Raw genomic sequence first — 22522 nt, forward strand, 5'->3', positions numbered from 1 at the left:
TCATTCCACCGCAGCCAGTTTCATTTTGATATACTTGGGTTCAAGGTAGTCATGCAATCCCATTGAACCGCCCTCCCGGCCCATGCCGCTTTCCTTGATGCCGCCGAACGGCGCCTCGGCTGTGGCAAGGAGCATTTCGTTGACGCCGACCATCCCGACTTCCAGATCCTCGGAGGCCCGTGTCGCGACACTGAGGCTGTTGGAAAACACGTAACCCGCAAGGCCGAAGGGCAGGGCATTGGCGCGTGTCATCACCTCGTCATAAGAGGTAAAGCGGGTGATCGGAGCAATCGGGCCGAAAGGTTCCTCGTGCATCACGCGAGCGTCGTCGGGCACGTCGCCTAGCACGGTCGGCTGAAAGAAAAAGCCGCTGTTGCGCTCCTTGGGCCGCGCGCCGCCAGCCAGAAGCTTGGCACCCTTGCCCTGCGCATCGGCAACCAGTTCCTCAATCGTCTGCAGGCCCCGGCGATTGGCCATCGGCCCCATCTGTACGCCCTCTTCGAGCCCGCCACCGACTTTCAGGGAGTTGGCAACTTCGGCAAAACGGGCGGAAAAAGCGTCATAGCAGCTGTCATGAACGTAGAACCGTGTGGGTGAGATGCAAACCTGCCCGCAGTTGCGGAACTTGGTGTTGGCGCAAACTTCAGCGGCGGCCTCGGCATCGACATCCCCAAAGACCAGCACCGGGCCGTGTCCCCCCAGTTCCATCGATACTTTCTTGACCCCTTCGGCGGCCAGCCGGAGGATTTCCTTGCCGACGGGCACAGATCCGGTCAGCGACACCTTGCGCACGATGGGCGAGCGCACCAGCCGCTCGGCGATCATGGACGAATTGCCGGTCAGGAAATTGACGGCGCCTGCCGGAATGCCCGCGTCGTGACAGGCTGCGACCAGTGCGGCGCAGGACGCAGGTGCTTCACCCGCAGGTTTGATGATGATCGAGCAGCCAGCACCAAGCGCCGCGGCCATCTTGCGGGCAGGCAGAAGGGCGGGAAAGTTCCAGGCTGAAAAGGCTGCTACCACGCCAACCGGCTGATAGATGACGGACATGCGGCTATCTGCCGTGCGGGATTCGATGATCTGCCCGTAGATGCGCTTGGTCTCTTCTGAATACCATTCGAACTGGTCGGCGGCGGCACCCGTTTCGCCGCGAGCCTCAGCCAGTGGTTTGCCAGTCTCGAGACTCATCAGGGTTGCGATGTTTTCGACCCGCTCACGGATCAGATCCGCCACGCGGCGCAGCTTGGCAGCGCGCTCCCATGTACCGGTGCGGCGCCATTCGGCAAAACCGGCCTCGGCTGCAGCAAGGGCCGCATCCACATCAGCTTCCGTGGCAACAGCAATGGTGCCCAACTGGGCCTCGGTTACAGGATCCGATACGCCCCGCGTCTGACCGTCAGAGGCCGCGCGCCAGTTGCCCGAAATGAATAGGTTGAGATCTTGATACATTGGCTTCCTCAAATCTTCTGATGCAGGTAGTCGCGTTGAACAGCGTTGACCCAGTTGCCGACATTCCAGCTTCCGTAGGCTCCCATGCCGGCAAAGTCATCGTGGCTGCCGTAAACCGGTATGTGCAAAAGGCTGAGCCCGTCATGGGCATACGCTTCAGCCAGCGCCGACGCCAGCGTATCGGCGTCGAACCCGGCATGGATTGCCTTGACACCGGTGACTGCGCCCGCCATCGCAACATAGTCCACCGGAACCCGGTCATTTGTGCAGAATTCGCGCCCATATTGAGCAATCTGCAAGCCGGTGATCGCAGCCATACGACGGTTGTCGAACAGCGCGATCATGCCGCGCACGCCGTGTTCGACTGCGTCGATCAATATCTGCGGGTTCATCATGAACGACCCGTCGCCGGTAAAGGCAATGCCGTATTTCGGTTTGCCCACACCAGCAGCGCCCAGCAGCGCCGATGCGGCAAATCCCATGTAGGACGCCCCGGTTTCGGTGAATGTCTGTCCCGGTGCCGTGTCCGCGACGATCTGAAACCCGTTGGCCTGCACGTCGCCGGCATCAAAGAACTTGATCGCGTCGACACTGGCAGCAAAGCTTGCCACTGTGTGGATAGCGGCGGGCTGCGTCAGCACAGGACGGCCCCAGACAATATCTTCAACCGGCGCGTGATCCACGCGCGCTTGCCGGAACGCCATCCAGTCTGCCTTGACCTCAGCACATCTCGCAAGCCATTCCTGTCGCTCTTGCTGCGGCACGGCATCAATCAGATTGCCGATCACCGCACTGATGTCGCCCGGCAGCGCCTCGGTGCGAGCATAATGGCTGGCGTCACCAAGATCGCCATTGATGTTGATGACCGCTTCAGCCGCCGGCCAGCCGGTGCCCGAACAATCGGCCTGGCAAACTCCTCGCGTGCCGATCATCAGCACCAAGTCGGCATTCTGCATCGCAAAATTACCGCTGATCGTACCCTTGGAACCGCCCACATGCATGTTCTGCGGGTGCGCATCCGGCAAGACTCCGCTTGAGCCCGGCGACAGAACGACCGTCGCGCCGATATGTTCAGCCAGTTTCTGCACTGCCTGTGCATGGCCGCGCGTGCCGCCGCCGGCCTTGATGACGATCCGGTCGTGACCGGCAATCAACGCTCCGGCGCGCTCATATGCCTCCCGACCTGCAGGCGCCAATGCCGGAACGGACAGAGGACCGGGCAGGGTGGCCACATTCAGCTGCATTGTCTGCGGCTGGGTGTTGATCGGTGCCATGATGAAGAACGGCCCCGCACGGTATGGATGATGTACGCAGGCCGTGCCCCTGCGCATACATTCGCGCAGTGCCTCAGGCGTGTGGAGCACATACGATTGCCCCATAAGCGCAGTCATCCTGCCAAAGATTTCCTGTTCCGCCTTGGGCACTTGCTGCATGTTGTAACCTTCGCCAAAGGTCGTCTCATCCCCGTAGATGTGGTAGACTCCAACCCCGTTTGACGCAGCCGCGAGCGACCCTGCCATGGCCTGCAGCCCCCCCGGCCCAATCGAGGTGACGACCGCAGGCGTTTGGCCATAGACCCACGCATGCGCGGTGGCCGCATGGGCCATCTCGACTTCGTTGCGGCAGTTGATAACTGTGGTTACTCCCTCTTCGGAATACAGGCGCAGAACCTCGCCCAGATCGGTGGAGCCGTGGCCGAAGATCGCAAAAAAGGTCCGCACCTTCTGTTTCAAGAGAGCGATGACCAGTGCCTCCGACAGTGTCAGCTCCACGATCTCTGGCAATGCGCCACTGTCGAGTGCATCTGACACATTACCGGCAGCAGCTATGGCCTTGGCGCGCGCGCGCATTTCGCTGGCCAGGGGAGTGTCTGTGGACTTAATTGGACTGGGCGCGTGCATCGGGTTTCACCTTCGGACTGGAATTGGGAAGAAATGCGCGAACGGATTTGAAAACCTGGACGCCGACTATAAGCATGGCGACCAAGAGGAATCCGGCAGCAGGCACTGAAGTGTAGAAGATGTCGAGGTTGCCCTCAGAGAGAATCATCGCAGTACGGAATTCGCGCTCGATCGAGGGGCCGAGGACGAGGCCGAGAATGATCGGTGTCAGCGGAATATCCGCCCGGTTTAATCCGTAAGCCATCGCACCGAGCACCGCGGCGGCAACGACATCGAAAACCGAATTGCGGATGCTGAAGGCGCCATATCCGCACATGATTACGATGCCCACTGCCAGAAGATGCGCTGGTACGCGGAGCAGTTGCACGAAAAAGCGGATGCCGAGAAGCTGGATGCCAACCACAAAAACATATGCTGCCACGATCGAAAGGTAGACCTCATAAATTTCCAGCGGATGCTCCAGAAAAAGCATCGGGCCGGGGATGAGCCCGTGGATCAGCAACCCCGACAGCAGGATTGCGGTGGCTGGATCGCCAGGAATGCCGAGCGACAGAAGCGGAATCATTGCTCCCCCCGTAACAGCGTTGTTGGCGGTCTCTGGGCCGACCACACCCTCCATCGCGCCATTCCCGAACTCCTCGGGTGTCTTCGAAGACTTTTTCGCATGAGCGTAGGCAAGAAACGCGGCAATCGGACCGCCGGTCCCGGGGATCGCGCCGACGCCGGTGCCAATCAACGAGCAGCGCACCATGAGCCAGAAATTTTTTGCCAGGTCACGGATCGAAGGAAGTTCGGCGCGCACATCTGCCAGTTCCTTGACTTCCTTGTCGGCGCGGAAGTGATCAACGAAGGCGTCGATCACGTGCGGAACGGCAAACAGCGCGATCATCGCGACCAGAATGTTGATGCCCTGCTGTAACGTGATCGTGCCGAAAGTAAGCCGCTGCATGCCACTCATCTCGTCGATACCAATGGTCATCACCATCAGGCCGATGATCGCACCGATCAGCCCCTTGACGATGGACCCCGAGGAGAGGCCGCAAATCGTCGACAGGCCGAAAATCAGCAGACCAAAGGTCTCGGCGGGACCAAACCGCAATGCAAGACTAGCCACGAAATCGACCGAAAAGATCATGATGACCAAGCTCACAAAGCCTCCGAAGGCCGAGGCGACCACGGCCGTCCCGAGCGCAAGAGATGCCTTGCCGCGGCGGGTCAGGGGATAGCCATCAAGCACCGTGGCCGCTGCCGAGGGGGTGCCCGGGATCCCCAACAGGATTGCCGAAACCGAGCCGCCTGTCATTCCGCCGATATAGGTTCCGAGCAGCAGGCCAATGGCGGGTGCAGAATTGAGCGAGAACGACATTGGCACGACCAATGCCATCGCCACCGTAAAGGTCAGCCCCGGGATTGCCCCGAAAATGACACCGAGCACACAGCCCGAAAAGATCGCCACCAGCGTCAAGGGTGCGACGACAACCTGCAAGGCTGTTATCAGAATGTCCATCTGGCGACTTCCTCTGTCAGTTTGCTTTTGTCAGTAGTCAAAACAATGAAATCCAGGTTCCGCGAGGGATGTAGGCCCCGAGCAACTGGCCGAATACCAACCAACACCCCAGCGTGATGCCCAATCCCATGCCTAACACCACGCGAAAGCGGCGTTCTTTAAGGGTGAGGAGGAGCGCCACTACCGTCAGAAAAGTGGCAACGACAAAGCCTAGCTTTTGCATGAGGTACCCGTAGATCGCGATGGCCACACAGACAGTGACCAAAACGCGCATCCGCAGCAGCGACGCGGTTCGCGCGACTTCGGATCCAGGCCCGTCTGCATCTTCATGGGCCTCCGGGCGGCCCTCAGCCCCTCTGCGCCAATTGTATAGGTTCACGGCCACAAGCACGGCCGAAAACCCCATCAGTATAAGACCAAGAACGAGAGGAAACGCCCGCGGCCCGACACCAGAACCGGTTGGGACCGTAAAGTAGACGATCACCGTCCAGACGACCGCCAGAACGAACAAAGTCGTTCCGGCGGCCATGTCGCGGCGGGTTGAGTGCGCCGTTTGCTCCATGATCTTATTGCGCCTTCAGGCCAATGTCGGCCATCAGCTTGGCGAGGGTATCGTCGTCGCGGGCGATCAACTCTCCGAAAGCGGTATGATCCGAAAACGCGGGCTCAAATCCCAAGGTTTGCGATGCCTTTTGGAATTCTTCGCTGGCAACAGCTTTTTCCGCTGCGTCCTGAAGCACCATCACCACATCTTCGGGAGTACCGGCCGGTGCGGCGAGACCACGCCACATCTCGATGTCGACCCCTTCTGCACCGCTCTCTGCGCAGGTCGGGATATCGGGCATCGAGGCAACCCGCTCCGCACTGGTCAGGCAAAGGATACGCAGTGTGCCTGCCTTATGGTGAGAAATGAACTGGCCCGGCCACTGGACGGCAGCGTCGAGACGTCCCGCCAGCAGTTCCACGGGGGCGCGGCCCTGATCGTAAGGCACATTTACAGCCTGATCCGAGAGGCCGACAGCTGCCAGCAGCGCCTCGGTCGTAAGGTGGGTAAACGAGCCGTTTCCTGAGGCACCAATCTTGAGCTTCTTACCGGAAGCTTTGAGCTCTTCGGCCATCTGGCCAATCGTCTCCCAGCCGGTATCGGCGCGCACAGCAATAGCCGGAACCTCGGTGCTGATTTTTGCGATCGGCGTAAACGCGGTGTAGTCAAAATCAATCTTGCCACCGTGGAAGCTGGTGCTGATCGAGTTTGAGTTCCAGACGATGTTGTAGCCATCCGGATCGGTGGAATGGACATATTGATATCCGACCGAACCGCCGCCGCCAGAACGCATTACCGGCACGACCGGTTCAGGCAGGTTCTTCGACATCAGATCCGCAAGGAGCTGGCCGATGGTCTGCGCCGTGCTACCGAACAGGATCGTCATTTCAACCGGCTTCTTCGGAAAATCCTGCGCGCTTGCGCTGGTTACGAGTGCGGTTGCCGCTACGGCCCCGATCAGGGCTGTTTTCAATCGTACTGTCATATTTTTCTCTCCCTTTTGAACACGGTTTTCATGTTCAAGTTGATATTTTACGGCCACTTTCATATGCTTCGAGTTCCTCCTCTTAACTCTTAGCGTTGCCAATTTGGGCTCTTCTACTGCCGACGTTGCGACAATGCCCAGGCGTCGCGGATCACTCGCTTTGCATTCGCGAGAATGATCTCTGACACCTCGCCCGCGAGAACCGGACGCACTTCGGCGCTCACGATCGGACGTACGGGTTTATCGAAAAACCCGCTCTTTGTAAGCTCACGGAAAAAGGTCACCACTTCGGCTGTATCTGTTTCACCGCCTGGAATTCCAAAACGGGGCTGAATATCGCCGTAGGCTGGGTGAGATTTATCACGGAACACGCAATTGCCGAGATGAACCGCATCGAGAAACTCCGCTAGCTGCGGAATGCTCTCTTCGGGCGTCTCGTCGAGAAGCGGAAAATGGCTCAGATCGGTCAGAAGCCCGAAGTTCGGGTAATCGGGCCGGATCGCGCGCGCGATATCCAGCGCATCGCCAACCGGACCGATCAGATTCATCTTGTCGATCGAGCGGTCGAAAATCTTGAGCGTGAGCGCAAGGCCATCCTTTTCTTCATTGGTGTGATCAAGAATCTGGTGAAGCGAATCGATCAGCAGTTTCTTGGCCTCTTCGCGCTTTGCGTCGCCCGGATCCTTGCCGGCAATCAACCGCACGACCTCGGCCCCCAATTGACGCGCTTCGTCGACCGAACTTTTCACCGCATCGACGGCCTTGGCACGTTCTCCGGCGTCGAAATGGTTGAGGTTAAACTTGTTGCTCAGCATCTTGGGCTGCGTGGCGTAGGCAACGGAGAGGTGGCTCTGGTCGAGGATGTGACGCGCAGTGTTGCGAACCCGGTAATCCTTCATCCAGCCGACTTCGACTGCGGTCCAGAAATCGTCTGCGCAAATTTTCTCAAGCGTCTCGACGATCGGCCCGGCGCCGGTCTCTATGCCCGGGAACGCCTTGAAATGAACGATGCCTACGCGCATCGCGCTGTACATTGAAGTCTCCACCACACTCATCTCCCTAAAGTTTGTCTCTCATACTCTGCCACAGCGAGGCGAGGCCGGATGCCGAGGCAATCTGAAACGTCATTCGGCAGCGATAATCTCCTCGCGCTGCCTTTTTTCCTTCAGTGCCAGAAGGATTTTTTCCGGCGTGGCCGGTAGGTGTTGGATGCGAACGCCGATGGCGTCATAGATCGCATTCATCACTGCAGGCGCCGTTGGTACCAGCGCAGGCTCGCCGATCCCCTTGGCGCCCAGCGGGCTGAGAGGATCATGGTCTTCGACAATGACGCAGTTAATCTGCGGAATATCGAGTGATGTCGGCAAGATGTACTTCGCAAAGCCGTGGGTGACCGGATGACCATTCTTGGTCTGGTAATCTTCCATCAGCGCCTGGCCAAGACCCTGCACCACGCCGCCCTCGATCTGTCCTTCAACACCGCGAGGGTTGATCGCGCGGCCAACGTCATGCGCCGCCCAAATACCCAGGACCTGCACCTCGCCAGTCATCGTATCGACCTCGACTTCGGCGACCTGTGTGCCAAAGACATAGGCTTGCCAAGGGCTGCCGGATCCATCAACCGGATCAAGGCCCGTGCCGTGAGCGGTAAAACTGCCTGAGCCGACCGGAACGACGCCGCGCTTCTTGCAGATATCGACCGCTTCATTCATCGAGATCCGCTTGTTGGTGTTCTCTGCCCAAAGTTCACCGTCGAAAGAGCGAAGATCAGCGGCGTCCACCTGCCAGACCTCGGCAATCTCATCGAAGAGCTTGCCTTTCGCCTCGCGGCAGGCAAGCGTTACGGCATTGCCGATCATGTAGGTCTGGCGCGTCGCTCCCGCATGGGCCGCCTCTGGCGAGCGGGCGGTATCATTATCACCGAGGGTCACCTGCTCGGGCTTCACGCCCAGCTCCTCGGCTGCGACCTGACACAGCAGTGTGAGGATGCCCTCTCCGATCTCTGTCACGCCGGTGACGACCTTGGCGGTGCCGCCATCGTCGAGTTCAGCCCAGGCACCTGCTCTGTCAATTGTTGCCGTCCGGGCGATGCCGTACCAGCTTGCCGCAATCCCGCGACCCCGCATTTTCCGGTTCATGATGCCACCTCGGCCTTTGCTGCTGCCGCAGTCTTCGTGAATCTGGCGCCCAGCGTACAGGGCGCGCGTGTGTCGGCCCCGCCAAGATCGGTTCGTGTACCACCGCGGACTTGCGGTGCGCCCGGCTCCCACCGGCTGGCGGTTTCGGCTGCTTCCATCACCCGGTCGATCGAGGCCGAGGTCAGCGTCTGCTGTGTATGGGTTCGCGAACCTGCCTTCATCATGTTGCGGCGCCGGATCTCGAACGGGTCGAGGCCAAGGCGTTCGGCGGCGATGTCCATCATGCTTTCAGTGGCGAACTGCGCTTGCATTCCGCCAAAGGTCCGGAACGCGCCAGAAGGCGTGTTGTTGGTATAAACCACGCGTGTGTCGACTTGCAGGTTGTCGATCTCGTAGGGGCCGCAGGACAGGATCGCTGCCTTGCGCATCACCCCTTCCGACGACATTCCATAGGCGCCACCGTCCGACAGCATGTCGAACTCGATCGCCGTGATCCTGCCGTCTTTGGTCAGACCCATCCGGTAATGCGTGCGCGACGGGTGCCGCTTGGCCGAACAGGCGATTGATTCCTCGCGGGTAAAAACAAGCCGCACCGGCCGATGTGTCTTCATCGCAGCGAGCGCCAACATGCCCTGATAGATCATGTCTTCCTTGCCACCGAAACCTCCGCCGACAGGGCTCATAATAAACCGCACCTTGTTAATGGGTTTATCGATAATCGTCGCGAGCATGTGGCGGTGATGCGTGATGTTCTGGCTGGGGGATAAGACGGTCACAACATCGTCGTGATCGACATAGGCAAGCCCAGCCTCGGGCTCGAGGTAGGCATGTTCGACCTGCTGTGTCGAAAAGTCCTCCTCGATGATCAGATCGGCGGCAGCAAAGCCCTTTTCAATGTCGCCTTTGCGTACCGGGATGTGTTTGACCAGGTTGTCGGGTGCGTAATCGTGCATGACCGGAGCTCCCGGCTGCAGGGCTTCAGCTGGATCAAACAGGCCGGGAAGTTCTTCATATTCGACCTTGATCAGCTTGGTTGCTGCCCGCGCTGTACGCACATCGTCGGCGGCCACAGCGGCGACTGCCTCGCCCACGTGCCGCACCTTGCCACGTGCCATGACCGGCTGGTCATGCACAAACACGCCAAAGCCATCGATGCCAGGCACATCGTCGGACGTGATCACGCAAGCGACACCGGGCAGCGCCTCGGCCGCACTGGTATCGATCGACACAATGCGGGCATGAGCATGGGGTGAGCGCAGGACCTGCATATGCAGCATTCCCTGCATCACCATGTCCCCGGCATATTTGAGACGCCCGCTGACCTTGCTGGGCGCGTCGAGCCTGCGCACGTTGTTGCCAAGATAACTGGTGCCTGCACCGTCCTCTTCCATGACGCTTGCCGGCAGACGCCCCGCGATCACGTCGCGGGCGATCTCAACCGCTTCGAAGATCTTGGTGTATCCGGTGCAACGGCAAATGTTGCCGCCCATGCGTTCCTTGATTTCCTCGATTCCCGCCTGGGGATTTTCCCGCAACGTCGACGTCGCAGCCATCACCATGCCAGGAATGCAATAGCCGCATTGGCTCGCCCCGGTCTTGTGGAACGCCTTTTGTATCGGCGTCAGATCCCCTGTCGCGGCAAGCCCCTCGACCGTCTCGATGGTTACACCGTCCGCCTTGGCGGCTGGCAACAGGCAGGACTTCATCAGGCGACCATCAACAAAGACTGAACACGTGCCGCATTCGCCGGCGCCGCAGCCTTCCTTTGTTCCCGTCAGGGCAAGGTCGTCACGCAGGACATCCAGCAGACGCTGTCCGGGATCGATCCGCCGGCGCGCAGTTCGGCCATTGACGGTGAATGTGATGTCAAGATCAGACAAGGCTCATCTCCTTCTGTTCGGAGTTCGGCATGGGGGCGCCAACGGCCACAAGGGCGTCTTCGATCGCGGCTTCGACAAATCCCGCAACAACGGCGCGACGATATTCGACGCGGCTGCGCGAGGCCACCAGATCCGCAGGGATCTGGCTGGCACGAGAGACCAGCTCGCGGGTCATCTCCTGACCGCGCAGCATGTCTTCAATCTGGTGCAGACGGATCGGGCGCGGCCCGATGCCACCAAGGGCCAGGCGTACATCTTCGAATTTTTTGCCAGTTGCATCCGCCTTGACCAGTGCAGCGCAGCACACGGCCGATATCACAAGTGACCGGCGAAGGCCGACCTTCTGAAAGGATCCGCCGTGGCCGGGCATTGCATCCAGCGTGATCGCCGTGGCAATTTCGTCCTGTTTAAGGTCGGTCTGACCGGGCCCGGTGATGAAGTCCACGACCGGTAGCGTACGGGTGACGACGCGGTTCCCGTCAAGCCGTGCAAGTTCGATGGTGCCTTCGTGCACCAGCATGGGGGGCAGGCCGTCCCCGGCAGGCGAGGCGTTGACGATATTCCCCACCAGCGTCGCCTGACGGCGGATCTGGTCATCGGCGAACCAGGCGGCACAGCCAGGCATGGTTGGCAGCAGACGCATCAGCGTCTCATCCTCCATGAAGTCCTGATAGACGACATTGGCGTTCAAGCGCACCCGGTCGCCCTGCACTTCATAGCCCTGAAATTCGGCCACCCGCGACACATCGATGATGTTTGTCAGGTGCACGTCACCGGCGCGCCCCTCGCGCGCCCAGGGCAGGATATCGGTAGCCCCTGCCAACAGCCGACTGCCCTCGGGCGCGTCGCGCCAGAGCGCCAGTGCCTCGGCCAGGCTCTTGGGCATCAAATAGATATCACAGCTCAGCATCAGAATTCTCCTTGGCGCGCCGCCTGGCCTCGCTCAGTTTTCGACGGGTGCGTAGAATGTACCCTCGACTTCGACGATATCGTCCTGATTGAGCCGGTCGACTTCGACGATCGTGCGCGGCGGGTAGGGACCGTCGCCCCACAGCTCTTTCTGGATCTTGTTGACGATGGGGCGGTGGCGATACATGTCGACGACATAGACCACCAGTCTCACCGCATCCTGCAACGAAGCGCCTTCAGATTCCGCGATCATTTTCATGTTGTTGAAGGCCATGCGCACGCGTTCTTCTGGGTCTTGGACCAGCGCGTTGGTCGAGGCGTCGATGCCCCGCATTCCGGCGACAAACACGAAATCGCCGGCGCGTGTTCCCAACGACCAGGTTGCCGTGGGGACGATTCCGCCCGCTGGCGCAAGCGTCTTCACACCGTTGGGTGACATGTTTTCGGCAATGGCTGCCGAGCCTGTCAAAAATGAGCCCGCCAGAACAGCAGATAATACTAAGGACTTGAGTTTCATTTTCTGTCTCCCTTGATTCATGATCTTTCGGTGCCGACGTTTGCAAGGCGTCATCCTATGGGGACCCTGGCAGATGGCCAGGATCCCAAGTTTCGAAGGTCTATTCGGCGGCAACCTTATGGGCGGCGACATTCTTGTTGCGCACCACCACCTTGATCGCATCCTCGACCCGCTCCTTGGCGTAACGGATGGCCTCGGGAAGGTTCTCCATATCGAAGGTATGGGTGTGGATCAGCGTTGCATCGAACCGCTTCTGGCGCATGAACGCCTCGGCCCGGTGGGTTGCAGACTTGCCCTCGCCACGGATGCCGTAGACGTAGATGTTGTTACGCACTAGGTAAGCGACATCGACCTCATCGGGCTTGCCCGGGAACGCGGCGAGACAAATCTTGCCGCCACGGTTGAGCATCTGGGCAGCCTGGTTGACACCATCAGGTGCACCGGCACATTCCACGACGTAATCGACACCTTTGCCGTCGGTCAGTTCACGCACTTTTGCCACAACATCTTCGTTGCGGACGTTGATCACGTGATCCGCACCAAGCTGCTTGCCGATTTCCAGACGGTTGTCGCGGGTGCCGGTCAAGATCACCGGCTGCGCGCCGAGCGCCTTTGCCACAGCAACGCCCATCAACCCGATGGGACCGGGGCCGGTGACGACAACGCTTTCGCCCGCAACCAAGCCGCCGAGCTCGGTCAGGCCGTACATCGCCGTGCCTGCGGTCACGACCAGCGTCGCTTCCTCGTCGCTCATCGTATCGGCCACATGGACCAGCGTATTGATGCTGTTGACCTGGTATTCGCAGAAACCACCATCAGTGGTGAAACCGTTGGCGCGGTGGCCCTTGTTCACATCGCCGTAGTTCTTGCCGTAGTTGTGGCACGACGTGTACATTCCCTGACGGCAGCGCTTGCACTGGCCGCACCCGGCGTGGATCTCGACCGTGACACGCTCGCCGATTTTGTATTCGTCGACACCCTGGCCGAGCGCTACGACCGTTCCCATGTATTCATGGCCGGGTGTGAAATTCTTGTTGAATGGCTCGCCGCCTTCAATCATCGCGGGCGGGCCATGATAAATGATCTCAAGATCCGTGGCACAGATCGCAACTGCGTCGATGCGAACCAGCACTTCGGCACTCGCAGGCGACGGCACTGCCTTGTCGACGAACTTCAACTCGCCGGGGTCGCCAAGAACCCAGGCCTTCATGGTATCTGGAATGGGGTAATCTGGGTGCGTTTTCACCCCTTCGGACATCGGCATCTTGATTCTCCTCCTAAACAGATTGCGATATTGATTGATTCAGAACCGGCTGACCCTCAGTCGGTCGGAAAGGGCACGGGCGCATTGCACCACGTCCTGGATGACATGATTACGGTAGGCTTCGCTGTTCTTGCGAGCCGCGTAAGTTGCCGAAATTGACGCGATCACGGCGCCCTTTTCGTCGCGCAGTGCCGCGCCGCAGCAGATGACGCCATCCTGCAGTTCTTCGTTATCGACGGAAAAGCCGTTGCGGCGAACATGGCGCAATTCCTCGATAAACCCTGATAGGGAGGTGATCGTTTTGTCTGTGTATGCGACAAGCCCGTTTTCAGAGATTACCCGCGCCATTTCCGCTTCGGGCAACCAGGCAAGTATTGCCTTGCCAGTCGCGGTGGCGTGCGACGCGCTCATCTTCTTCACCTCGTCGGGCTCTTTCAGGCTGGGATCGCCACCCAGTCGCAATTGGGTCAGCAAAGCGCTGTCACGCAGCACAGCCATCTGCACTCCCTCGCACAGCCGTTCGCTCAGTGCGGCCAGGTCAGGCCGAACGAAATCGATAAGATCGATTTCCTTCGAGCCAAGCTCGGTGAGCTCGTGCAGTTTAGACGACAGCAGGTATCCGCGGTTGCGCCCAGCATGCAAAACATAACCCCGCCCGACCAGCGTGGCGATCAGGTGATGACAGGTCGACGTATTAAGTTCGGAGCGCCGGGCGAGATCCTGAAGCGGCAACGGCTCGGATGCGGCGGCCATGATCTCGATCAGCAGCAGTGCCCGCTCGACCGATTGGATGGAGCGCGATGGCTTCTCCGGGTTCGCCAGCCACCCTGTGACCGGCGCACCATCCAGGCGTCGGTATGCGTCAGCCGAATGGGCTGCAGTACCGCCGGATGCGTGAGGGGGCTTCGTCATGCGATCGTCTCCAGTGCTGTTGATAGATTGATGCAATATTGGCCGAATCGTCAATTTATTCTTTTATTATAAAATTGATTTTCACAATGGGGGAATAGCGTCGAGTAACTTCGGATTGACGAAGTTACGAGCATCACTTATTGAAAACGCAATATGAGGAGTGAAGCCATGATCAGCTATCTTGTCTATGTCAGCCAAGCGGCCACCGAACTGAACGAAGAAGCTCTCGAGGCGATCCTCGCGGAAAGTCGTGCCTACAATAGCCGCAACGATGTGACGGGCGTTCTGCTCTTCGTTGCCGGCCGCGACGGAAACCATGGCAGCTTCATGCAACTACTTGAGGGCGACCAGGAAAAGATCGACAGCTTGCGCCGCCGCATTTTTGCTGACCCTCGCCATCACACCAAGATCGTTCTTGAAAAGGGAACCAAGCCGTCGCGTGACTTTTCGGACTGGTCGATGGCTTTCAAGTCGGTTGCGCCATCCGACTTGGCGAGCCACACACAATTCGCTGACCTTGCTGCCACTGAGTTCATCGAACGCTGCCAGGCTTCCGGCGCTCCAGGGGCGCTCAAGTTCCTATGCGACTTCTGGAATGCCGAACCGAGTTGATCGCAGCCTTGGCTGATTGAAACTTGATCAGCAGGCAGACGCCGTGCGGTGCGCAAGCATCATTCGGCGGAGGACGAAATCCTCACTGTGCTGGAAGGCCTGCATGGCGAGAACAGCATTGCCACTCTAAGCCGTCGCGAGCGGATTGCTGAACGCCCTTATTATATTTGGTCGAAGGAAGTTCTCGAAGCAGGCAAGAAGCGGCTGGCCGGGGATACGCCCGCGCCGCCACATCGGACGAAGTGAAGGTTCTACGCCGCGTATGCGGGGCTTGAAAGAAGCCGTGGCCGAACAGACGCTCGAATTGCGGCTGCCTAAAAAGGCATGATCGGGTATGGGGGGGGCGAGGAATAAGATATCCCGCTCCCGAGAAACTGGAAATCATCCGGATCGTCGTGCAGTCCAACTACCGGTGAAGCCGACACTCGGCATACCGTGCCCGACCGTCTACAGATGGTATGACCGTATCCGGACGCACGGCGTAGAAGGACTTGATGATCGGCGCTCAGCGCCATCCCGGGTGTGGAACCGGAATCCCGACGATATCCGCGATCGCATCATCGACATGGCTCTGGATCCGAAAGGCCTGCCACGGCGCCAACTGGCCGTTCGCTTTACCGATACCGTGTTTTCGTATCGACGCCATCCTCGTCTTCGTCACACCAGTGCGACAGACCGTAAAATGAAGCGTGCTGTCAGAGTTTTCTCTGCTTAAGACTTTGAAATGTCGGCTTAAATATGGTGCACCCGACAGGATTCGAACCTGTGACCTCTGCCTTCGGAGGGCAGCGCTCTATCCAGCTGAGCTACGGGTGCATCCGAAGCCTTTGGCAATGGTTGCCGAAGGCGCCGCGAAGCGGGGCGTGAAAGGTCTTCTAGCCGATCCCGCGCGGCGCATCAATGTCGAAATGACGTGTTTGCCACCGGTTTTTCGATGGGGCTTCAATGGGCCATGGTGCGTTCCTTCCGGTGTATTCCGGACGGCCGATGTGCGCATCATTTTCCCGACTGAGGCAAGCGCGTGAAACTCCAGGGCAGGGGCCCCCCCTTTTCAGCCGTAGTCAGCGATCGTCCAGTTTGCTCAATGCCTCTTCCCGGTGCGCGGCGATATGATCGGTTTTATCACTCTTGATTTCGTATTGCGGTTTTTCAGCTGTGGCGCGATGGCAATGACCCTTGTAATCGAAATCCCGCTCGTGGATCTTGATGATGTGGCCGCTGACATGACCGGCTTCCGAATTCCAGCCGACGTGATCGCCTATTTTGTATTTGGCCATGACACTCTCCTTCCATAGCTCCAACAGATATGTGGGCTGAGAGTTCCCGTCAAAGCTGTGCAGCGGGTAAAAATGGGCACGTGGACGCAGGGCGCGTGGCTTCCCGTCGGGCCGAGTTGGAAAGCGTGAGCACCGCCGACACGGTTTCCATGGAGGTGCGGATGATCGGCGCGGGCTGTTGCACGGGCAATAGCTGCTTCGACGTTGCGTCTTTTATTATGCGCTTTGCTTCAAGCTGGTTGGCAGCCGTCGCTCGACCAGTTTGGCCAGCGGTTCGGGGCGATGCAGGTGAAAGCCCTGGCCGAAAGTAACGCCGATCTGGCGGAGCTGTTCGACGGTGGCCTCGTCCTCGATCTTTTCGGCAACGATACGAAGTCCCAGTTCCTTGGCAATGCCGGTGATCGAGGAAACGATGGCGCGGTCAAAGCGGCTTTCGGTCAGATTCTCCACAAAACTGCCATCGATCTTGATGCAAGTGATGGGGAACCGCCGCAGATAATCAAACGAACTCAGGCCCGAGCCGAAATCGTCCAGGCAAACGGTGCAGCCACGTCGGCGTGCTTTGCGGACGAATTGGTTGGCGGTTTCAAAGCACGTCACCGCAGCCGTCTCGGTAATTTCAAACGCGATCCGCGCTGCGGGTGTTCCGGTTTTCTTGATAGCCGATTCGACGAACGGCCAGAGCTGAGGATCACACAAGGTCTGTGCTGAAAGATTGAAGCCCAGCGTCAGGTCAGCGGCCTCCATGATTGAACCATATTTGCCCAGTGCGGAATTGATGATCCAGCGATCCAGTGTCGAGGCCATCCCGAACCGCTCGGCAGCGGGAATGAAATCGCCCGGCGGAATGATCTTGCCGTCCCGGTTCTGCAAACGGGCCAGGATTTCTATCCTTCCGGACCATTCGTGCGGCGCTTCAATTGAGCGTATTTCCTGGCCAAACAGTTTTATCCTGCTTTCGTCCATTGCTTCGGTCAACTCGGCGACCCGCCGTGCGGCGGTAAGGCCCGAGGTCAGGAAATTGTTGTTCTCGGCAAAGGTCGAATGCCGGCTTCGTCCGGCAGATTTGGCGGCGTAGCAGGCGTCATCGGCGCGCGCCAGGGCATCCGCCGAAGTGACCGAGGCATCGTTGATGATGGCAATGCCGATACTACAGCCCAGCGGCTGACGAACATCGGTAAAGCGCAGGTCGACACTGCGCACTGCTTCAATGACGGTATCGGCGGTTCTTTTCGCGGCAACCTCGTTTGATGCCGGCAGCAGGATCGCAAATTCATCGCCGCCAAGCCGCGCAAACACCGCGCCGGCAGGAAGGTTTTGGCTTACGCCTGTGGCAATCATCCGCAGGGCTTCGTCGCCTGCCGCATGGCCGGCATAGTCGTTCAGCGCCTTGAAGTGATCGAGATCGATATAGAGAATGGCGAACGGTGTCTGGTCGGCGCTGACAATGGCGTTTTCGAGCTCTTCGTCAAAGGCGACCCGGTTGAGCAGACCGCTGAGCGCGTCGTGGCGGGCCGCATAAGCGAGTTCTCGTTGCCGTTTGGCTTCCTCGGTCACGTCCTGGAAGGTGCAAACGCTGCCCGACAATTCACCACTCGATGAAAGGATCGGGCTGCGCCGGCATTTGAAGATGCCGGATTTGAGGCCTGTGACTGTGCAGTCGCCATCAATGTCGACCGTTGCCTGGCTTTCAGCCTCGGCCAATTCCGCGCCGAATACCTCGGCAAATGGCGCGCCATTCAGTTCAGTCTGCGTGCGCGCCAGCATTTTCGCGGCAGCTGGATTGCAAAAGGTAATCCGCCCGTCGACATCAGTGCTGATCACTGCGTCGCTGATGGATTCCAGGGTCACCTTGTAGCGTTCTTTTTCCGCCAGCAACGCGTCCGCAGCGCTGACCTCGTCGGTCACATCTCTGATGGTGCCGACCAGAAATCCCGAGCTGTCTTCCTCCGGCACAAATTTTGCGAGCGTTTCAACGTGACGTATTTCTCCATCCTGGCGGATGATCCGGTAGCGGAGGGTGACCTCGGTGCTGTTTGTGAGCGCCTGCAGGTGCTCGCGCTCGGTTCGTTCCTGGTCATCCGGGTGAAGATGTCCGTGCCAGGCGGTCGACCCGACATCTTCCGGTCCCGGTGCCAATCCGAAAACCTCCCGGGTACGGGCGTCCCAGTTGCTCTGCTGGCGGTCTATGTCGAAGTGCCAGATGCCCATGCCCGCTGCTGCCAGGGCGAGCCTGAACCGCTCGTTGACCCGTCTCAGGTTCCGCTCTGCCTGTTTCTGGCGTGTAATGTCGGTCTGAACGCCAACGACACGCAGCGGCCGGCCGGTCTGGTCGCGCTCTACGACCGCGCCTCTGTCCAGTACCCAGACCCAGTGGCCATCCTTGTGCCGCAGCCGCAACTCGGTCTCGATGCGATCGGTCTTGCCGGAGATGTGCAGGTCACCGCTGTGGATTGCCCGTTCCCGGTCATCGGGATGAATCAACATCAGCCACAGTTCCGCATCATCTGCAAAATCGCGCCGTTCGTAGCCCAGCATCCGGCACCAAGGCTCGGAGTATTTGCACTGCCCTGTGCGCAGATCCCAATCCCAGACACCCAGGCCTGCAGCATCCAGCGCACATTCCCAAGTGTCGGATTCGCAAGTGGAGGTATCGGTCGGATTATTGATGTTCAAAACGATTTTCCGATCGTCATGGTTGGGCCCTTGAACCAGACCTAACCGAAGAACACCAAGAACTTCTTAAACCGATAGGCGCTTGCCCGCTGCCGGATCATTGATGAATGGGCCAGCCACGGGCTCCCAGCTTGTTTGTCAGCAATGCTGCGAAGCCGAAGGGCTTTTCCCGTCAGATCAGCCGGCCAGCGGCTCGTAATCGATTTCCAGAAATTCCTTGACCTCCGGCAGCCAGCGGTCACGAACGAAGGCCACATGGTCGGGATGGTCATTGTAGAAATCATAGGCCTGCTGGTCGGCAAATTCCATCGACAGGCCAAAGCTGAAATTATTCTTGGCGCCGGTTTGACGCAGCACTTCGAATTGTTCGACGCCGGCAATTGCCGAGAGAATGCGCTGTGCGTCGGCGAGAAATTGCCGCTCACGATCAGAGCCCTTTTCATGGTTCAGGCTGAACGTAACTGTGTGTCTGATCATTGCGGCTAATCCTCTGGCATAAATTAGGTTTAGGGGGGAAGGCAAACTTCTTGCTTCGGGTAAGGGCGGTGTCGAAGCCCGGCGTTATTTTACATGTTTGCGCCAGTTGTGTTCCTCGACAAAACCCAGCATTTCGCGAATCTTGCGATTGGAATAGAGCGCTTCGTGCTCGCCCATCTCCCGGCTGAAGGCGACACCGGGAAAAAACCGTTCGGCGATCTCGGCGGTCGGCAGGTCAACCGAATTGGTGTCATTGCCGGCATTGAAGATCTGGAAGCCCAGCCCGTCGGTCGTCAGGCACCGGTCGACGATCTGGCCCAGATCGCGGGCGTCGATGTAACAGAATATGTTGCGGCGACGCACTTCCGGATGAGCAAAGAAACCTGGAAACAGGTCATACTCGTGCGGCTCGATCACATTGCCAATACGCAGCGCATAGATGTCGAACCCCGAGCGGCGCTGGAAGCCGCGCGCCGTCTGCTCGTTGACCACTTTTGACAGACCATAGGAATCCATCGGATTGACGTCCATGTCCTCTTCCACCGGCAGGCTGGGCGGGCTGACCTCGCCATCGGCAAAGCAGACACCATAAGTGGTTTCCGACGAGGCGACGATGATTTTGGAAATCCCGAGCTTAACCGCGGCTTCCACGACATTGTAGGTGCCGATCGTGTTGATCCGGAAGGTTTCATTGTCGGGGCGAATGAGGATGCGTGGCACGGCGGCAAAATGCACCACTGCGTCGAATTTTGGCACCCCGGTTCCCGGTTCCAGTTCGTCGAAATTGGCGTAACTGGTCATGACGTTGAACATCTCTCCCGACTGGGTGATGTCGGCGGTCAGATTGTCGACGCCGGGATGGTCAAGCGGTGTCAGATCGACATTGACCACACGGTGTCCCTGATCGAGAAGATAGGGAATGACATGCCGTCCGGCCTTGCCGGATCCGCCGGTGAACAAAATACGCATCGTACTCTCCCTGTCTTCAATGAAACGCATGCTGTCAGACGTGCCGTCCGGCAGCCACGCCCGATGACCAGGCCCACTGGAAATTGTGTCCGCCCAGATGGCCCGTCACATCCATGACCTCGCCGATGAAATGTAGCCCCGGAACCAGCCGGCTTTCCATGGTTTTCTGGTTTAACTGCGCCGTGTCGACGCCGCCAAGCGTGACTTCCGCCGTCCGGTAGCCTTCGGTGCCGCCGGGCACCACACGAAACTCATGAAACCTGGCCGCCATTTGTTCTATGGCTGCATTGTTCATGTCGGCCAGCCGCACCGCTGGTATTCCGGCCTCACGTTCGAGCTGCTGAACCAGCCGTTTCGGCAAGGCTTCGCCAAGTATCGTCCAGGGCGAGCTTTTCGGACGGTTTGACCGTTCCGATTTCAACAGCTCGGCCAGACTTTGTTCGGGTGCCAGATCGGCGATCACCGCATCGCCCTCGCGCCAGTACGAAGAGACCTGCAGCATCGCCGGTCCCGACAGGCCGCGATGGGTAAACAGCATCGCTTCCTTGAAGCGGGCGCCATTGCAGTGGGTATCGACATCCAGCGACACGCCCGACAGACCGCTCCAGCTTTCGGCCATGTTGGAGGCCCAGGTAAACGGCACCAGTCCGGCGCGGGTTTCGGTCACCTCGTGGCCAAATTGCCGGGCAATATCATAGCCAAGGCCGGTCGCGCCCATTTTCGGGATCGATTTGCCGCCGGTGGCGATTACCAGTCGATCGGATTGCCAGACCCCGCCGCTGGTCCGGACCTCAAAACCTTCATCGATCCGGCTGACGTCGGTGATTTCGGTCGCAAGCTCGAGCCGCGCACCGGCTTCGGTCATGTCATCGGTCAGCATGGCGATGATCTGCCGGGCCGAGCCATCGCAAAACAGTTGCCCCAGCGCTTTCTCATGGAACGCAATGTTGCGGGCTTTCACCCGGTCGATGAAATCGTGCTGGGTGAAGGACTTGAGCGCGGAAATGGCAAAGCGCGGATTGGCCGACAGAAAGTTCGAGGGGCTGCAATGGAGATTGGTGAAGTTGCAGCGGCCGCCGCCGGAGATGCGGATCTTCTCGCCAGGCGCACGGGCGTGATCGACGATGACCACCGCGCGGCCGCGGCGCGCGGCTTCAATGGCGCAGATCATGCCTGCAGCACCTGCGCCAAGCACCATCACATCCACTTTGGTGGTTTTGGACATTCGTTCTCCGATTCCGCGCTGGTCGGACCAAGCCTGAGGCTCTAGCAGATGCCGCGCCCGCGACAAACCCCGCTACCTCCTGCGGCGGTTAATCCGGCGGAATGCCGAAAAGCAATTCCGGTCTCCAAGCCGATGTTGTAGAAATGCCGGATCGCATTCTGGAACAGACCATGACCCTTCACACGTTTGACCTCGCCCCGATCACTATCAGTCTTGATGCGAGCTCTGGCCACATCGCCGGGCTCACCGTCAGCGATGGCGAGCGCACGTTGACACCGTTGCACCGGGCGCCATGGGTCGATGACCCGGCCGTGACATTCCCGCCCGACACTCCACTGACAGTGCAGCGTCTGTCTGGAGATTTCTTCTGTGCGCCGTTCGGGCGCAATGATGTTGAGGAGGCACCCCTGCATGGCTGGCCGTCCAACAGCAGTTGGGAGCATATCGGCACGACACAGGCAGAAAAACGTCTGCAAGCTGCATTCCGGCTTTCCCGGCTTGTGATGGGCGCCACGGTCGAGAAGCGAATAACGTTGGTGGAGGGCCACCCGTTCATCTACCAGGAGCATCGGTTTATCGGCGGCGCAGGCGCCGTATCGGCTGCCCACCATGTCATGGTTCACATGCAGGAGGGCGGTGAACTGGCGTTCTCGCCCAAATCATACGCGGTGACCCCACCCGAAGCGCTGGAGCCGGACCCGGCGCGCGGCCGATCGGTGCTCGCCTATCCTGCGAGGACCCTGGATCTGACCGCTTTCCCACTGGCTAACGGCGGAACCGCCGATCTGACCCGCTATCCGCCGGCGAGCAGCCACGAGGATTTCCTTACCCTGGTCGAACAGCGGGGACGGTCGCTGGGCTGGAGTTGCATCACCCGCCGAGCTGAAACCGACCGGGTCATCATCCTCAAGCAGCCGCAGGTTTTGCCCGTCACCATGTTGTGGTTCAGCAATGGCGGCCGCGATTACGCGCCGTGGTCGGGCCGCCACTCCGGCGTACTCGGCATTGAAGACGCTCGTGCCTCACCGCTTGGCCATGCCGCATCCATTGCCGACAACGATTTTAACCGTGACGGCGTCAAAACTGCTTTTGCGTTGGGGGAAGCAAGGGAAGTTGTGATTCGCCAAGTGATTGGCGCGTGTCGGGTTGCGCCCGGCGAAGGGGCAGTCCGCGATGTCACCACCGGAGCAAATAATGTGACGCTGCATTTTGACAATGCCGCAACGCGCACCTTGCCGTTTGACCCTGCTTATCTGGGGTAGGTACTGGACCTAGCGCGA

19 protein-coding genes, 1 tRNA gene and 1 pseudogene are annotated in these 22522 nt (G+C 59.3%); 3 read left to right on the top strand and 18 right to left on the bottom strand.

Annotation, left to right across the window (positions count from 1 at the left end; genetic code table 11):
- The 12 genes from ACK6D9_RS09175 to ACK6D9_RS09230 all read right to left on the bottom strand — a co-directional run bounded on the left by ACK6D9_RS09175 (nucleotide 1) and on the right by ACK6D9_RS09230 (nucleotide 14006).
- Entirely contained in the window at nucleotides 1-1449 is a 1449-nt protein-coding gene (locus ACK6D9_RS09175) for an NAD-dependent succinate-semialdehyde dehydrogenase (RefSeq protein ID WP_322989374.1), read from the bottom strand.
- A gap of 8 nt (nucleotides 1450-1457) precedes the next feature.
- Entirely contained in the window at nucleotides 1458-3350 is a 1893-nt protein-coding gene (locus ACK6D9_RS09180) for a thiamine pyrophosphate-dependent enzyme (protein WP_412051434.1), read from the bottom strand.
- Nucleotides 3328-4857 (bottom strand): tripartite tricarboxylate transporter permease, encoded by a 1530-nt coding sequence (locus ACK6D9_RS09185; protein ID WP_412051435.1) that lies wholly within the window; start codon nucleotides 4855-4857, stop codon nucleotides 3328-3330. The genes ACK6D9_RS09180 and ACK6D9_RS09185 overlap by 23 nt, the downstream gene beginning before the upstream one ends.
- A 37-nt stretch (nucleotides 4858-4894) precedes the next feature.
- The gene (locus ACK6D9_RS09190; protein ID WP_322989377.1) at nucleotides 4895-5419 is read right to left on the bottom strand and encodes a tripartite tricarboxylate transporter TctB family protein; all 525 of its coding nucleotides are present in this window, start codon (nucleotides 5417-5419) and stop codon (nucleotides 4895-4897) included.
- 4 nt (nucleotides 5420-5423) lie between these two features.
- Nucleotides 5424-6386, bottom strand: a complete 963-nt coding sequence (locus ACK6D9_RS09195; protein WP_412051436.1) for a Bug family tripartite tricarboxylate transporter substrate binding protein — start codon at nucleotides 6384-6386, stop codon at nucleotides 5424-5426.
- 113 nt (nucleotides 6387-6499) lie between these two features.
- Nucleotides 6500-7420 (bottom strand): sugar phosphate isomerase/epimerase family protein, encoded by a 921-nt coding sequence (locus ACK6D9_RS09200; RefSeq protein WP_412051437.1) that lies wholly within the window; start codon nucleotides 7418-7420, stop codon nucleotides 6500-6502.
- Between the two features lie 90 nt (nucleotides 7421-7510).
- Entirely contained in the window at nucleotides 7511-8524 is a 1014-nt protein-coding gene (locus ACK6D9_RS09205) for a xanthine dehydrogenase family protein molybdopterin-binding subunit (protein WP_412051438.1), read from the bottom strand.
- Nucleotides 8521-10404 carry a molybdopterin-dependent oxidoreductase gene (locus tag ACK6D9_RS09210; RefSeq protein WP_412051439.1) on the bottom strand — a complete coding sequence of 628 codons (1884 nt, stop codon included), beginning with the start codon at nucleotides 10402-10404 and terminating at the stop codon, nucleotides 8521-8523. Before ACK6D9_RS09210 ends, ACK6D9_RS09205 begins: the two co-directional genes overlap by 4 nt.
- Entirely contained in the window at nucleotides 10397-11314 is a 918-nt protein-coding gene (locus ACK6D9_RS09215; protein ID WP_412051440.1) for an FAD binding domain-containing protein, read from the bottom strand. Before ACK6D9_RS09215 ends, ACK6D9_RS09210 begins: the two co-directional genes overlap by 8 nt.
- 33 nt (nucleotides 11315-11347) lie before the next feature.
- Complete coding sequence (locus ACK6D9_RS09220; RefSeq protein WP_322990255.1) at nucleotides 11348-11830, bottom strand: RidA family protein; 483 nt, start codon at nucleotides 11828-11830, stop codon at nucleotides 11348-11350.
- A 100-nt stretch (nucleotides 11831-11930) separates the two neighbouring features.
- Complete coding sequence (locus tag ACK6D9_RS09225) at nucleotides 11931-13094, bottom strand: zinc-dependent alcohol dehydrogenase (protein ID WP_322990256.1); 1164 nt, start codon at nucleotides 13092-13094, stop codon at nucleotides 11931-11933.
- Between the two features lie 39 nt (nucleotides 13095-13133).
- Nucleotides 13134-14006 carry an IclR family transcriptional regulator gene (locus ACK6D9_RS09230; RefSeq protein WP_322990257.1) on the bottom strand — a complete coding sequence of 291 codons (873 nt, stop codon included), beginning with the start codon at nucleotides 14004-14006 and terminating at the stop codon, nucleotides 13134-13136.
- Between the two features lie 168 nt (nucleotides 14007-14174).
- Between ACK6D9_RS09230 and ACK6D9_RS09235 the strand changes: the two genes are divergently transcribed.
- Both ACK6D9_RS09235 and ACK6D9_RS09240 read left to right on the top strand, forming a co-directional pair.
- Nucleotides 14175-14618 carry a BLUF domain-containing protein gene (locus ACK6D9_RS09235; protein WP_412051441.1) on the top strand — a complete coding sequence of 148 codons (444 nt, stop codon included), beginning with the start codon at nucleotides 14175-14177 and terminating at the stop codon, nucleotides 14616-14618.
- 39 nt (nucleotides 14619-14657) lie between these two features.
- Nucleotides 14658-15240: pseudogene (locus tag ACK6D9_RS09240) on the top strand (IS3 family transposase); the annotation flags it as partial.
- Between the two features lie 117 nt (nucleotides 15241-15357).
- On the opposite strand, the gene ACK6D9_RS09245 reads toward ACK6D9_RS09240, so the two are convergent.
- The 6 genes from ACK6D9_RS09245 to ACK6D9_RS09270 all read right to left on the bottom strand — a co-directional run bounded on the left by ACK6D9_RS09245 (nucleotide 15358) and on the right by ACK6D9_RS09270 (nucleotide 21242).
- Nucleotides 15358-15434, bottom strand: a tRNA-Arg gene (locus tag ACK6D9_RS09245).
- A gap of 245 nt (nucleotides 15435-15679) precedes the next feature.
- Nucleotides 15680-15895, bottom strand: coding sequence for a DUF2945 domain-containing protein (locus ACK6D9_RS09250; RefSeq protein ID WP_322989572.1), 216 nt, complete (start codon nucleotides 15893-15895; stop codon nucleotides 15680-15682).
- A gap of 216 nt (nucleotides 15896-16111) precedes the next feature.
- Nucleotides 16112-18571 carry an EAL domain-containing protein gene (locus ACK6D9_RS09255; RefSeq protein WP_412051442.1) on the bottom strand — a complete coding sequence of 820 codons (2460 nt, stop codon included), beginning with the start codon at nucleotides 18569-18571 and terminating at the stop codon, nucleotides 16112-16114.
- A gap of 177 nt (nucleotides 18572-18748) precedes the next feature.
- Nucleotides 18749-19048, bottom strand: a complete 300-nt coding sequence (locus ACK6D9_RS09260) for a Dabb family protein (protein WP_322989574.1) — start codon at nucleotides 19046-19048, stop codon at nucleotides 18749-18751.
- A gap of 84 nt (nucleotides 19049-19132) precedes the next feature.
- On the bottom strand, nucleotides 19133-20017 hold the full coding sequence (locus tag ACK6D9_RS09265) for an NAD-dependent epimerase/dehydratase family protein (protein ID WP_267655856.1): 885 nt from the start codon (nucleotides 20015-20017) through the stop codon (nucleotides 19133-19135).
- Between the two features lie 34 nt (nucleotides 20018-20051).
- Nucleotides 20052-21242 (bottom strand): NAD(P)/FAD-dependent oxidoreductase, encoded by a 1191-nt coding sequence (locus ACK6D9_RS09270; protein ID WP_412051443.1) that lies wholly within the window; start codon nucleotides 21240-21242, stop codon nucleotides 20052-20054.
- A gap of 170 nt (nucleotides 21243-21412) precedes the next feature.
- Here ACK6D9_RS09270 and ACK6D9_RS09275 point away from each other — a divergent pair, with 170 nt between their 5' ends.
- A complete protein-coding gene (locus ACK6D9_RS09275; protein ID WP_412051444.1) occupies nucleotides 21413-22504 on the top strand; it encodes a hypothetical protein in 1092 nt (363 codons plus the stop codon).
- Nucleotides 22505-22522: the final 18 nt, after the last annotated feature.

Origin of the sequence: Hoeflea sp. Naph1 (assembly GCF_046837775.1) — a bacterium.
Classification (GTDB): Bacteria; Pseudomonadota; Alphaproteobacteria; order Rhizobiales; family Rhizobiaceae; genus Hoeflea.